This window comes from Ectothiorhodospira haloalkaliphila ATCC 51935, from assembly GCF_000633935.1.
Lineage (GTDB): Bacteria > Pseudomonadota > Gammaproteobacteria > Ectothiorhodospirales > Ectothiorhodospiraceae > Ectothiorhodospira > Ectothiorhodospira haloalkaliphila.
Map to the genome: position 1 here is coordinate 31,807 of NZ_KK214996.1, position 12,644 is coordinate 44,450.

The following is a 12,644-nucleotide window of genomic DNA, read 5'->3' on the forward strand; positions in this document are numbered from 1 at the left end:
CACTCGGCCTGTAGCCAGGATCTGTGTGGGAAAAGGGGCGTGGAATAATCTGGGAAACAACAGAAGGTCACACCGCACGTGATCCGTCACACGACCGCGATGCATCTCCTGCAGTCTGGTGTTGAGCTGTCCGTCATCGCCCTCTGGCTTGGACACGAGAGCATCGAAACCACGCACGGCTACGTGGAAGCGGACCTGGCCTTGAAAGAGCAGGCCCTGGCCCGACTCGCACCACCGAGCATTGAGTCCACCCGGTATCGGCCGCAGCCGGAACTCCTCGCCTTCTTGGACTCTCTCTGATTATGCGAACAACAAACGGGCGGCATCGCGGCATCGCAAAGAGATTCGGCCGAGCCACCACCCCGCCTACTCCACATAATCGGGGACTCGTCATAATTCCGATTATGCGGAGCACAGCATAATCGGAAGAACTGGAACTTCGCTGGCTCCGAGAACGGAGGCCACGCCCTGGCGATCCTGCTCACCCTCCTGGAGACCTGCAAGCAGAACGGGGTGAACCCCCGTCACTATCTGATCGATGTGCTTGAGCTGCGTAGACCGCTGAAGGTTGCCACCCATTCCACGTGAAGCCTGCCACCCGGACCGGGGCAAAGCTGCCACCCATCGGAGCGTAGCGACGCGGGGTTTTCCTTCTTACTCCGACGTTGCGGTGTCGGTCAACTTGGACTGGGTTTTTCGCATGGACTCCCCTCTGAGATTGATCTTGTAGGCGTTGTGAACCAAGCGATCCAGAATGGCATCAGCCAGGGTGGCATCACCGATGACGTCGTGCCATTGGTCCATGGGCAGTTGGCTGGTGGCGATGGTGGATCGTCTGCCGTGGCGGTCTTCCAACACCTCCAGGAGGTCACGGCGGTTTTCAGCATTGAGTTTCATGAGCCCCCAGTCGTCGAGAATCAGTACATCCACTTTGGCCAAGTTGGCCAGAAGCTTTGCGTACTGACCATCCCCCTTGGCGATGCTCAGCTCCCGCAACAGACGGGTTAGACGAACGTAGTGGGCGGTGTGTCCCTCTCGGCAGGCCTTATGGGCCAAGGCACAGGCCAGCCAGGTTTTGCCAACCCCGGTGGGGCCGGTGATGAGGATATTGAGGTGTTCCTTCACCCACTGGCAGGCCGCCAGGGATTGGATCAACCCCTTGTCCAGGCCGCGCGGGTTCCGATAATCCAGGTCTTCGAGGCTCGCTGTGTGTCGCAGCTTGGCCTGGCGCAACCGGCTCGCCATGCGCCGATTTTCCCGTTCGGTTGTTTCGCGGTCCACCAACAGTCCAAGGCGTTCTTCGAAGCTCAGTTCCTGGATGTCGGGTGTGGCCACCTGGTCGGCCAGGGCGGCCGCCATGCCGGTTAACTTGAGGGCGTGGAGTTTATCCAGGGTGGGATGTTTGAGCATGTCAGACCCCCTCAGAGTAGTAGGCTGGGCCGCGGATGTTGTCGTGGCCATCAGGTAAGGCCAGCTCCTGCTGTTCTTCCAGAGGCTGTTCATCCAGGCGGTGTTTGAGGATGGATTCGATGTTCTTATAGCGGCACGTCCCAAGCGTCAGCGCGCGTTGACAGGCGGCCTCCAAGCGAACATCACCAAACGTCTTCCCCAGGCGGAGGATGCCCAGACAGGAACGGTAGGCTTGCTGGGGGTGCTTTCGGGCACCCAGGGCGGTGCAGATGAGCTTTTCTGTTGCAGGCCCGGTCTTGGCGGCCCATGCGATCAGACGCTTGGGCGTCCACTCACCTGACTGCCGATGGGATTCGGGCATGTGGGCGGCCACGGTGGTGTGCCGACCCTTCTGATCGGAGCGAGGGTGGCTGGCAATGCGGTTGCCCCGGTAAAAACACTCGATGGTGTTGTGGGTGATCCGGACCTCGACCTCCTTCTTGATCAGGGCGTAAGGCACCGAGTAGTAGTGCCCCCCGATGGCCACGTGGTAGTCGATATGTACCCGGGCCTTCTTCCATTCGGCATAGACATAACGCTCTGCCGGCAGAGGCTGCAGGGCCGGCTTGTCCAACTGCTCGAAGTGTTCGCGCCGACAACCGGGCAACTTCCGGAACGGGCGGTTGTTGAGCTTCTCCAGCAGTTCACGGATGCTGGATTTGAGTTGCCCAAGAGAGAAGTGCTGACGGTGGCGCAGTGCCGCCAGTATCCACCGCTCAACGATCAGCACGCCACCCTCCACCTTGGCCTTGTCCCGGGGTTTTCGGGATCGTGCGGGGACAACGGCCACACCGTAATGGGCGGCCATGTCCTGATAGGTCGGGTTGAGATCCGGATCGTAACGATGCGCCTTGGTGACGCCCGATTTCAGGTTGTCCGGCACCACCAGCTCTGGCACACCTCCGAAGAACTCGAAGGCCCGGATGTGGGATCCAATCCAGTCGGGCAGTGTCTGGCTCCAGGTCGGCTCTGCATAGCTGTAATTGGACGCCCCAAGTACTGCCACGAAGATCTGAGCCTCGCGGATCTCCCCGGTATTGCGATCAATGACTGGCACAGTCTGGCCGGCATAGTCCACAAACAGCTTCTCTCCAGCCCGGTGGTCCTGACGCATCACCATGTCCAGCTTGCCCTGCCAGGCCCGATAGTTCTCGCAAAACCAGCTGTACTGATACCCCTCTGGGTGGGCTTCCCGGTACTCCTGCCAGATCAGGAAAAGGGTGACGTGCTTGCCCCTCAACTCCTCTTTGACCCGATGCCAGTCCGGTACGACCCGGGCATGGGCTGGCAGGTCTGGAGGGGGCGGAAATAACAACTGCTCCAGGCGACTTTCGCCCAGGTCCTCTGGCAATGGCCAACTCAAACCCGCCTCGGCAAAACGCCGAAGATACTCCCTCACGGTGGGACGACTGATACCGCAGGCCAATGCAACCTGGCGGTTGCTCAGCCCTCGCTCCCATTTGAGGCGTAGGACTTCTTTGATCTTCCGCATGGATAACCTCTTCGCTGGCATCTGACCTTCCCCGGATGGAAAGGACCAGCCTACCGGTAAGTTATCCCGCGTCTGGACACTTCGATGAGTCGACTCAGCGCCTCTGCCTGGGTGGCAGCCTTGCCGTGGAATCAGTGGCAGCTTTCCCCTGGAATGGGTGGCAGGCTTGCCGTGGAATCAGTGGCAACCTTGCTCCGGAATACGCACTTGAGCGCATCCAGGATCCATCCCACCAACCGTCTCCACGAACTGCTGCCCTATCACTGGGAGCCGCGCACCCAGGCCTGCGGAGAGAATGCCAGCGGGGAGTGAGGAGTGGGTATACGTGCCCTACCGGACGCGTACCCTGGCTGGCATAGGCGACCGTCTGGACAAGCCCCTGGCTGATGACGCCCTCCAGGGTGCCACGCTGCAGCTTGAGCTCGATGACAATACGCTGCATCGGTCCATGAAAACCCCTGGCCGGGTCCGTCGGCCATTCAATGAAAAGGTCCGTGCGCTTGCGGCCCAGGCCATATTCCCGGCTGATGCGGCCACCGCCATTGACGATCCGCTGCAAAAAGGCCTGCATCAGCAACTGCGGGCCCGCCTCCTTGTAGTCAAAGCGCTCCAGCCAGGCATCAGCCTGTTCGCGGAAGAACTGCTGGAAGGCACGCAGCAACTTCGGCAATCCATGTGGCGGGACCCCATGTCGCGCGGCAATAAATCCATCCAATGGACCCTCCGTGATGCACTGCCCTTCATCCCTGGTTGCCCTCACTGGCGACGGGGTGGCGGGGTGCCTACGATGGCTTTACTCTGCCCTTGTCCTTGTCCTTGACCCACGTCCCAGACAAGTCACCACAACCTCGCGAGCATGCCCACGGGCGCGATGTTCCCAGAGAAAGACCCCCTGCCAGGTGCCAAGCATGAGCCGACCCTGAGCAAATGGCACCGTGAGGCCACTGCCCGTGAGAATGCTGCGGATGTGCGCCGACATGTCGTCCGGCCCTTCCATATCATGGGCATACCTGGGATCGCCATCCGGCACCGTGCGGGTCATGTACCCTTCCAGATCCTTGAGCACTGTGGGATCAGCATTTTCCGTGATGGCAAGAGAGGCGCTGGTATGACGACAGAAGATCTGGCAGATACCGACCTGCAAGCCCGATGCGATTAGAGCGTCATTCACCGCCGCCGTAATCTCCGACTGCCCCCGACCCTGGGTATTGATGGTGATGCTCGCTTGATGAATGTCCATGACGCTACCCTCGACGTGCCCGATTTCAGCATCAGGATAACGGATTCGACACATACGAAAAGGCCCCTTCCTCAAGGTGGAAGGGGCCTTTTCAAGTTGATTCAAAACGATATGGTAGGCGCGATTGGACTCGAACCAACGACCCCTACCATGTCAAGGTAGTGCTCTAACCAGCTGAGCTACGCGCCTGTCGTGTTCGAATGCGGCATTATACAGGCTGCCTTCGGGGTGTCAACACCCAATTCAGAGCATTGTTTTTGATAGAAAAAAACAGTCCTTCCCTTTGGATAACCCTCCCCCCGATCCAACGCCTCCAGCAGCGACTCCCAGGTCAACCAAGGGAGCGAATCCGAGTTCGTGCCCAAACCGTGCCCAAATTGTGCCCAAGAGACGAAGAACCCGCCCGCCAGGATCCCAAAACCCCAGCTTTTACCTGAACACCACCCAGATTGGGCACACACCTCCCGCCACCACATGACATCCCCCGCCAGGTTGCACCAAAAATGGCGCGGTCACGCTGAAGCAACATGGCAGGCCGACTCGCCAACCAACCTGCATTTATAAAGTTTCATGGGAGGTTTCGCGGACGCGACATGGATGACCGCCACGCGCCGAGGTGCGCCCCTGGCGTCACAGGCCAAGAGCAAGACACCACGACCGCCAATGGCGCGAGATGATTGGGAGATCAGGGTAAGGCCGGCGACTCAATCGTGCGCGGGTGGGCATTTCCCCAGACCGCGAAGGTACGCCTCTATGGCCTGTCTTACGACATCAGATCTCGTCGGGATATTTCCCTGAGTCGTCCGCTGCTCAGCGCGACATTCATCCAGCAGCGCAAGGGTCTCGTCGTCCAGGCGAATGTTCACTTGTCGTTGCTGCGTGCGCTTCACCACAGGGGGCTCCCGTCCTCGATCTCGTGTGTGTCACTCCAAGTGTACCCCCTACTCATCTGCATGTGTAGGCGTATAGCCACTTGACAATCCGTATATCCGCTATACAAAGGAGGTGGCAAATGACGTACCTGACGACCGAAGAACTGGCCAAGCGCCTCAGCTACAACCCCCGCTACATCAACAATGTGCTGCGACCGAAGCACCTGGATGAAGGCAGGCACTACGTGCGGCCGTTTGGTGGCCGCAAGGTGCTCTACATCTGGGAGAACATTGAGCAGGACATGTTCTGCGACCAGCCCGTGGGCATCCCCATGGCAAACGGGGGGGTGTGCAATGGCTAAGGTGCGAGCCCGACCGGATAACGGAAAGCTCTTCATTGACTTCCGCTACCAAAACAAGCGCTGCCGCGAATTGACCGCCCTGGACGACACGGGCGTTAACCGGAAACGACTGGAGAAACTTGCAAAGCGGATTGATGCCGAGATTGCGGCGGGGGTCTTTGACTACTCCAAGGTCTTCCCGAACAGCAAGCGTGCCCAGCAGTTCCAGCAACCGCAGGCCGTTGGTAACACGGGGGACCACCAGGGGGATGTGGAAACTCCTGACTCACCGCAGCTCAAGGAATTCGCCCAAACCTGGTTCGCCGAGAACGACCTTCGCTGGAAGCGCTCCTACCGGAAGAAGCTGCACGACATCTGGGAGAAGAAACTGCATCCGCAGTTCGGAGAGAAAAAGGTCAGCGACATCTCCAAACCCGAGATCCTCCAGTTCCGCGCACAACTCGCCAAAGTCCGTCGCGGAAAGGAGGAAGGCCTTTCACCCTCCCGGATCAACCAGATCATGAATCTGCTTGAGCAATTGCTGGAAGAAGCCGCCGACCGGTTTGACTTTAACACGCCGTTCAAGGGAATCAAGCCGCTCCGGATCCCCCGCACCCAGATCGACCCCTTCTCGCTGGAAGAGGTCCAGCAGTTCCTGGCCACCGTGCCTGCCAATTGGCGGCCCTACTGGTTGGTGCGTTTCTTCACCGGCATGAGGACAAGCGAGATCGACGGCCTGAAGTGGAAGTACGTGGACTTCGAACGTCGCGAGATCATCGTGATGGAAACCCGCGTCGAGGGTGAAGAAGACACCCCGAAGACCGACGGGTCACAACGGGCGATCCAGATGTCCGACATCGTCCTTCAGGCGCTCGAGGACCAGAAGGCCCACACGGCCGAGCTCAGCGAGTACGTCTTCTGCACCCGCTACGGCTATCCGCTGACCTACCGGAACGTCAACAATCGAGTCTGGTATCCCACGCTGGCAAAGGCCGGTCTCAAGCGGCGCAATCCGTACCAGACCCGTCATACCGCTGCGACTCTCTGGCTGGCCGCGGGTGAAAGTCCCGAGTGGATTGCCCGGCAAATGGGCCATGCCAACACCAAGATGCTCTTCACCACGTATTCCCGCTACGTGCCCAACCTCACGCGCCAGGACGGGTCCGCCATGGACCGTCTGCTCAAGTCACGGTTCGACGAACAGGCATGGAGGGCACCGGAATGACAGGCATCAACCATAACGCATCGCACACATACCCACCCGACCGTGTCGTGCTGAGGATGGCCTCCGCACTGCATACCACCTTCCAGATCCCCGAGGGGGTTGGACTCTGCCAGGCCCTCGGCGCCCCGAATTGCGACAACAATCGGGAGGCCCTGGTGCACTGGGTGGAACAACAGGTGGATCAACTGGAGCCGACCGTCTGGACGGCGGTCATGAGCCAGTTGGTGGGAGAACTGGACGAAGTACTGAGACGCGAGGAGAAACGGTCATGGCTCTGAAAGTAGAAGACGTGCAGCGGGTGCTGAAACACCCGGAAATGGAGGTGGACACCGTGCTCATGGGGCGGTTCGGCCTGGAACTCATCAACACCGCCACCGCCCAGAACGGCGAGTTGTATGGCGCAGCCCACCTGTACGATTATACCGGCTCTGTCCGGGTCTATACCTTGGCCGAGCATTGGGGAGGCAGTTTGCCCCAAGAACTGACAGACGCGAACCTGGCCATCCAGTTCGAGTTCTCCCGCAATGGCGATCTCGTCCCAGTGGCCTTGCCAGTGAAACAGGAGGTCATGCCACCCCGGTCCAGCATTGAACTGCTGCCGGCTCACCGCGTGCCCAGACCCGAGGATCTGCCCAGGCTGGTCTCGCTGGCAGAAAGCCTTGAAAGCGAGGCCTACCGGCAGTTCATGATCTCGGTATTTTCCGATCCACCCTTCGCTGCCGACTTCCTCACCCTGTCCGCCGCATATCGTTGCCATCATGCAGAACCCGGTGGCCTGCTCAGGCACAGCCTGGAGGTGGCGGAAGGGATCCAGGCGCTGAACCTCAAGATGCATCCGCTCAAGCGCGACGCGGGTATTCTGCTCGGCCTGTTCCACGATGTGGGCAAGGTGCTTCTGGCCCAGGACAAGGCGCGGACACTCCCATGCAGGTTTACCCATCACCCCGACCTGATCGGGATCGTCCTGGATGATAGTCTTTCCATGCTGAAATGGCTGGATCCCGATGCCTACTGGGCCTTCTGGCAGGCCATGCATGCCTATCAGACCAAAAACTACTTCGATGCCCCATTGGCGAAAGTGGTGTCCGGACTGGATGGGGTCAGCGCCCAGCAGGATGTCGAGACCCGGGGACGTCGCCAAGCTTCAGCTCGCAGTTACTGGGTGGATGGATGCGGTTACCGTGCTGGCAGTAGCGGGCAAACCTGGTCGCCTCCGACAGATCACCCTGCCATACCATCATAATCCCTCAGCGCCCCCGGCCAGGCCGTCACCCAGGACCCCTGGCCGGGGTCGTTCCGTATCATCAACCTGCCTACCCACACCCCACAACCTCCTGTTTCCGCGTATCATTCGCGCCATGCGCGTACTGTTCATCCACCAGAACTTCCCGGGCCAATTCCTTCGCCTCGCCCCTGCGCTCGCGGCCCGGGGCCATCAACTCAAGGCCATTCGTCAGAAGGGGCAGGGCCCCCATCTGGCCGGGGTCGACATTCGTGAATACACCCTGGAAAAAGGCAACACACCCGGGGTACACCCGTTCGCGCAGGAGTTCGAGTCCAAGGTGATCCGCGCCCAGGCGTGCGCCCAAATCGCCCAAGCACTCAAGAAGGAAAGGTTCATCCCGGACCTCATCCTTGCACACCCAGGCTGGGGAGAACCCCTGTACCTCAAGGACTTGTTCCCCAAGGCGCGGCAGATTCTGCAAACCGAGTACTACTACCGGGCCCAGGGGCAGGATATGGGCTTCGACCCGGAGTTTCCCCCCCCCACACTGGAAGACCTGGCCCGCATACGCACCAAAAATGCCAACCTCTGCGCCGCCTTCGACCAGATGGACCAAGGCATCTGCCCCACCCAATGGCAGGCCTCCACCCATCCGCACTGGGTGCGTGACAGACTTCGAGTCATCCACGAGGGGATCGACACCGATCTCATGTCTCCAGACGAAACCGCCTCCGTCACACTGCCGGACCGGCAAATCACGGTCACCCCAACCGACGAGGTGGTCACCTTCGTGGCACGTAATCTCGAGCCTGTGCGGGGTTACCATATCTTCATGAGGGCATTGCCGGGCATCCTGGCCCGTCGCCCAAAGGCCAAGGTATTCATCGTGGGGGGAGACGGCGTCAGCTACGGGTCGCCGCCCGCCTCCGGCAACTATCGGCAAATCTATCTTGACGAAGTCGCCGCCGAACTGGACCCCAAACGCATATTCTTCATGGGCCGGATCAACTACAGCGTGTATCGTCGCCTGCTGCAGATCAGTCGTTGCCACGTGTATCTCACCTATCCCTTCGTACTGTCCTGGTCCATGCTGGAAGCCATGAGCTGTGGCACGCTGGTCGTCGGCTCCCGGACGCCGCCCGTTGAAGAAGTCATCAAGCACAATGAAAACGGCCTGCTGGTAGACTTTTTCGACGTCCCGGCCCTGACCAATACAGTGGTGGAAGCCCTCGCCCACCCCTTGGCGATGTCACATTGCAGAACAGCCGCTCGCCAGACCATACTTGAGCGCTTTGATCTACAGCAGCACTGCCTGCCCCAACTGCTTGACCTTTTGGAAAACCCGGCATGAAGCCATCCCAACAGTCGCACCACACCGATACCGAGCCCCGCTACACAGGCGCCCTCACCGCCCTGCACGCCGACATCCTCCAGGGGTGGGCCTATGATCGCCATGCACCCGACGTACGACTGGCCGTGGAAATCTACCTGGATGGGGCCTGCGTCAGTGTGGCCCGCGCGGATCAATATGAATCCCACCCCATCGAAGGCGACGGGTTTCACGGCTTCAGCATCGCATTGGCCCAGCGCTGGCTGGAAAATGCCCGCCAGATCACCGCGCGTATCGCCAACCAGGGCCCCTGGCTCGACGGCACTCTGTCGCTGAGCCCGGAAACCAGAGACGCACTCCCCCACACCAGCCATCTCCCCCTCACCCAGGTCTGGCAATCACCCGGCCTGCGGCTCAGTGGCTGGGTCATCGACCCCAACCAACCGGAAAGACACGTGCATCTGGTCGTACGCGAGCAGGATCGCATCCTGGCTCGCGCCGTGGCCAACCGCCCCTACCCCGCCCTGCAACATCGCCCCAGCCACGACCATGGCTTCGACATCCAACTCCCCTGGGAACTGGCAGACGGCACACTGCATGAACTGCACCTGGAATCCGACCTGGGAACCTCGCTGACCCGCGCCCCCCTGAGGATTTGTGAACACCCAACGGGACTTGAGGGGCTGCTGCGCCAGCACTGGCCCACCTCCAGCAAACATGCCCCAGCGCGGGAACTGATCCTGCGGCTGGCCCATGAACAGGATCTGCGGGCTCCACGCACCCTCGGCTTCGCCCTGTACCCCCAGTGGTACGCATGTCATCAAGCCACCTTGCACGGCGCGCCTCAAAAGCGCCAGCGACCACCCCGCATCGGGGTCATGCTGCTTGCAGACAGTCAGGATCCCGCACTGCAACGCAGTCAGCAAAGCCTGCAACAGCCGGATATCCGCCTGGAAGGCGGTGTCGTTCGCGCCCCGCTGAATCAAGCCCCCGAGGCCGCCCGCATGCTGCTGGAGCGCGGTGCGCAGATGATTCTGCCCCTTCAAGCCGGCGATCGTATCGCAAAACACGGCCTGGCCAGACTGCTGTATGCCTGGCACACCGCCAGCAAAACACAAGAACCGGCCTGGCTGTTCGGAGACTGCGATCAGGACGGGCCCGATGGCGAACGCACCCATCCCTGGTTCAAGCCCTGCTGGGACCCGGACCTGTTCATGGGGGCCGACCTATTCACCCCCGGTGCCATTTTCAGTGCCGAGATCATCAACTCCGCACTCCAGACCCTGAAAGACCACTGGGACATCCCCGAGCCCCCAGACTGGCAAGCACTGCTTGCCGCCATCGCACTGAACACCACACACACGCAGGCCCGTGTCATCCATGTACCCCAGGTGGTCTACCACCGCTCTTCACAACGCCCCCACTGCCCATCCCGCTACCCGGCAGACCCCAGACGAGAGCGTGCCATCCACTGGATGGCCCGCCAGATGAACCCCAACGCCACGGTCTCCCAGGTACCCGGCTTCCCCGCCCTGCACCGCACCCACTGGCCACTGCCACCCAACCCACCCCGGGTCAGCCTGATCATCCCCACCCGCGACCGCGTGGATCTGCTGCGCCCCTGCCTGGAAGGGCTACTGGGGCGCACCGACTACCCGAACCTGGAAATCCTCGTGGTGGATAACGAATCCACCTGCCCAGCCACCCTCGCCTACCTGGAAGAACTCACTCAACATGGCGTCCGGGTACTGAAATATCCCCACCCCTTCAACTACTCCGCCATCAACAACCATGCCGTGACCCAAGCCACCGGCACCCTCATCGGCCTGCTCAACAATGATGTTGTGGTCCAGCATCCCGACTGGCTCGGCCAGATGGTCGCGCACCTCCAGCGTCCGGGAGTCGGCGCCGTGGGCGCCAAGCTGCTGTGGCCCAATGGCATGGTTCAGCATGGCGGCGTGGTACTGGGCATCAACGGGCTGGCGGCGCACACCGGCAATTTCTGGCATGAAGACGACCCGGGCTACCTGGGCATCAACCAACTCACGCGCCGACAAACCGCCGTGACCGCCGCTTGCCTGCTCTTGCCTCGCGCCGTCTATCAAAATGTTGGAGGGCTGGACGAAAAAGCCTTCCCGGTCGCCTTCAACGACGTGGACCTGTGCCTCAAAATCCGCCAAAGTGGCCACGAAATCCTATGGACCCCCGCAGCCCGCCTCATCCATGCCGAATCCGCCAGCCGTGGCAAGGATGAACAAGCTCAGCAGGCGGCAAGGGCCCGCCGGGAACAACAGCACCTCAGAGAGCGCTGGCCAAAACAAACCGAGGCGGATCGCTATTACCATCCATGCCTCAATCACGACTGGGCATCAGGGCCGTATCAAGGGCTCCATGCTATCAACCAGTTGCCACTCATCAGGGAATGAGGCACGCCCGTCCCCCTGTATCAGATCCGCTACAGTCTGCCTTGCGCTATCTTTCCGGCCTGATACCATAGCGCCCATAAAAACCACCTTTGCACTGGCCTACCCCGGCCACACAGGATTGCTCGTTCATGGACATGCCGCAAAAGATGGCCCCTGGCTTCAAAGTCAATAGTCGACTTGTGACACTCACCCCCGGCATGTACCTCCTTCGCTATGGGGCCAAGGATGGTGCAGCCGTATCCATCCCGATCACCATACACGCTGCCCCCGTAGGTAAAGGGAGTATCGACTTCTTTCCTGCGGAAGGGGTGACCAAAAACACCCTTCGCCACCCGGGCGACTGCTTGGTGGCGCGCGTCAAATCACATCAAGCCGGCTTGGTGGTTTCGGAATATCACCCGGCACAGGCGGAACATGCGCATCCGGTCAACCTGCATATCGATCGCGTCGATACATCGGAAAACTTCGGTCGAACAAGTCCCACGTCGAAGGAACCCGAGCCTGTAAAACCGGCTAACGTGGAGGGGCAACCCCAGCCGCTCCCCCTCAAGCTGCTTGGGCACCTGGAAGGGCGTGGCGATGTCACCGTCACTGCCCCCAACTGGCTGGGCAACCCCGAAGGCCGCGCCCGCATTGAAGGCTTCAGCATCGAATGGCCCGATCGGCCCGCCGAGGTCGATATCGCCTACACCTGCTATTCCTCGCGCGCCGGGCAAACCCCCGCCATCTACTCCGGTGGCTTTGCCGGCAGCCGCGCCCAGGCATCCCCCATTACCTCGCTGTCCCTGGGCCTGGTAGGCACTGAGGCACAGCGCTATCAACTTTCCGGCCAGGTGGTGTTCGCGGGCTGCCCCCCGCTGGCCATCGAACCGGGGAAAAAGCTGTCCGGTGCAAAGGGCACCGAACAGTTGGTAGCCATGCAAGTCACCCTTGCATGCAAACAAGGAGAGGTTACCGTTCCCCGTTCCCCCTCTCCGTGGAACAACCCTGAAGTCACGCAGATCTTCAGGGCAAAACAAAAGCCCTCCTAAAAACCTTCACGGA

General features: G+C 60.7%; 13 protein-coding genes, 1 tRNA gene and 1 pseudogene. 9 read left to right on the forward strand and 6 right to left on the reverse strand.

Annotated features, from left to right (window positions below; all coding sequences use genetic code 11):
* Positions 1-63: 63 nt before the first annotated feature.
* Positions 64-300, forward strand: a pseudogene (locus ECTHA_RS16655) (tyrosine-type recombinase/integrase); the annotation flags it as partial.
* 189 nt (positions 301-489) lie between these two features.
* Positions 490-588 carry a transposase domain-containing protein gene (locus ECTHA_RS20635; protein WP_420834496.1) on the forward strand — a complete coding sequence of 33 codons (99 nt, stop codon included), beginning with the start codon at positions 490-492 and terminating at the stop codon, positions 586-588.
* 66 nt (positions 589-654) lie between these two features.
* Here ECTHA_RS20635 and istB read toward each other — a convergent pair whose 3' ends face one another.
* The 6 genes from istB to ECTHA_RS19240 form a co-directional block, all read right to left on the reverse strand.
* Complete coding sequence (istB, locus tag ECTHA_RS0102005; protein ID WP_025280968.1) at positions 655-1,410, reverse strand: IS21-like element helper ATPase IstB; 756 nt, start codon at positions 1,408-1,410, stop codon at positions 655-657.
* A 1-nt stretch (position 1,411) separates the two neighbouring features.
* The gene (istA, locus tag ECTHA_RS0102010) at positions 1,412-2,962 is read right to left on the reverse strand and encodes an IS21 family transposase (RefSeq protein ID WP_035368902.1); all 1,551 of its coding nucleotides are present in this window, start codon (positions 2,960-2,962) and stop codon (positions 1,412-1,414) included.
* A gap of 73 nt (positions 2,963-3,035) precedes the next feature.
* The gene (locus tag ECTHA_RS20190) at positions 3,036-3,602 is read right to left on the reverse strand and encodes a hypothetical protein (protein ID WP_026623439.1); all 567 of its coding nucleotides are present in this window, start codon (positions 3,600-3,602) and stop codon (positions 3,036-3,038) included.
* A 132-nt stretch (positions 3,603-3,734) separates the two neighbouring features.
* Positions 3,735-4,181 carry a secondary thiamine-phosphate synthase enzyme YjbQ gene (locus tag ECTHA_RS0102020; protein ID WP_026623438.1) on the reverse strand — a complete coding sequence of 149 codons (447 nt, stop codon included), beginning with the start codon at positions 4,179-4,181 and terminating at the stop codon, positions 3,735-3,737.
* Between the two features lie 112 nt (positions 4,182-4,293).
* Positions 4,294-4,370 (reverse strand) — tRNA-Val (locus tag ECTHA_RS0102025).
* 515 nt (positions 4,371-4,885) lie between these two features.
* Complete coding sequence (locus ECTHA_RS19240; protein WP_425305683.1) at positions 4,886-5,074, reverse strand: ribbon-helix-helix domain-containing protein; 189 nt, start codon at positions 5,072-5,074, stop codon at positions 4,886-4,888.
* 119 nt (positions 5,075-5,193) lie between these two features.
* Here ECTHA_RS19240 and ECTHA_RS0102030 point away from each other — a divergent pair, with 119 nt between their 5' ends.
* The 7 genes from ECTHA_RS0102030 (at position 5,194) to ECTHA_RS0102060 (ending at position 12,631) form a co-directional block, all read left to right on the forward strand.
* Positions 5,194-5,415, forward strand: coding sequence for a hypothetical protein (locus ECTHA_RS0102030; protein ID WP_025281326.1), 222 nt, complete (start codon positions 5,194-5,196; stop codon positions 5,413-5,415).
* Complete coding sequence (locus tag ECTHA_RS0102035) at positions 5,408-6,619, forward strand: site-specific integrase (protein WP_025281325.1); 1,212 nt, start codon at positions 5,408-5,410, stop codon at positions 6,617-6,619. Before ECTHA_RS0102030 ends, ECTHA_RS0102035 begins: the two co-directional genes overlap by 8 nt.
* Complete coding sequence (locus ECTHA_RS16660) at positions 6,616-6,897, forward strand: hypothetical protein (protein WP_025281324.1); 282 nt, start codon at positions 6,616-6,618, stop codon at positions 6,895-6,897. The genes ECTHA_RS0102035 and ECTHA_RS16660 overlap by 4 nt, the downstream gene beginning before the upstream one ends.
* Positions 6,888-7,862, forward strand: a complete 975-nt coding sequence (locus ECTHA_RS16665) for a hypothetical protein (protein WP_025281323.1) — start codon at positions 6,888-6,890, stop codon at positions 7,860-7,862. The genes ECTHA_RS16660 and ECTHA_RS16665 overlap by 10 nt, the downstream gene beginning before the upstream one ends.
* A 115-nt stretch (positions 7,863-7,977) precedes the next feature.
* Positions 7,978-9,195, forward strand: a complete 1,218-nt coding sequence (locus ECTHA_RS0102050) for a glycosyltransferase (RefSeq protein ID WP_025281322.1) — start codon at positions 7,978-7,980, stop codon at positions 9,193-9,195.
* The gene (locus ECTHA_RS16670; RefSeq protein WP_025281321.1) at positions 9,192-11,600 is read left to right on the forward strand and encodes a glycosyltransferase family 2 protein; all 2,409 of its coding nucleotides are present in this window, start codon (positions 9,192-9,194) and stop codon (positions 11,598-11,600) included. The genes ECTHA_RS0102050 and ECTHA_RS16670 overlap by 4 nt, the downstream gene beginning before the upstream one ends.
* Before the next feature lie 128 nt (positions 11,601-11,728).
* Complete coding sequence (locus ECTHA_RS0102060; protein ID WP_051582541.1) at positions 11,729-12,631, forward strand: hypothetical protein; 903 nt, start codon at positions 11,729-11,731, stop codon at positions 12,629-12,631.
* The last annotated feature ends 13 nt before the right edge of the window (positions 12,632-12,644 follow it).

Coding starts and splice junctions, on each gene's coding strand:
- ECTHA_RS16665 (WP_025281323.1), top strand. CDS start 6,888: ATGGCTCTGAAAGTAGAAGACGTGCAGCGGGTGCTGAAACACCCGGAA.
- ECTHA_RS0102060 (WP_051582541.1), top strand. CDS start 11,729: ATGGACATGCCGCAAAAGATGGCCCCTGGCTTCAAAGTCAATAGTCGA.
- ECTHA_RS16670 (WP_025281321.1), top strand. CDS start 9,192: ATGAAGCCATCCCAACAGTCGCACCACACCGATACCGAGCCCCGCTAC.
- ECTHA_RS0102050 (WP_025281322.1), top strand. CDS start 7,978: ATGCGCGTACTGTTCATCCACCAGAACTTCCCGGGCCAATTCCTTCGC.
- ECTHA_RS16660 (WP_025281324.1), top strand. CDS start 6,616: ATGACAGGCATCAACCATAACGCATCGCACACATACCCACCCGACCGT.
- istB (WP_025280968.1), bottom strand. CDS start 1,410: ATGCTCAAACATCCCACCCTGGATAAACTCCACGCCCTCAAGTTAACC.
- ECTHA_RS0102030 (WP_025281326.1), top strand. CDS start 5,194: ATGACGTACCTGACGACCGAAGAACTGGCCAAGCGCCTCAGCTACAAC.
- ECTHA_RS0102035 (WP_025281325.1), top strand. CDS start 5,408: ATGGCTAAGGTGCGAGCCCGACCGGATAACGGAAAGCTCTTCATTGAC.
- ECTHA_RS0102020 (WP_026623438.1), bottom strand. CDS start 4,181: ATGGACATTCATCAAGCGAGCATCACCATCAATACCCAGGGTCGGGGG.
- istA (WP_035368902.1), bottom strand. CDS start 2,962: ATGCCAGCGAAGAGGTTATCCATGCGGAAGATCAAAGAAGTCCTACGC.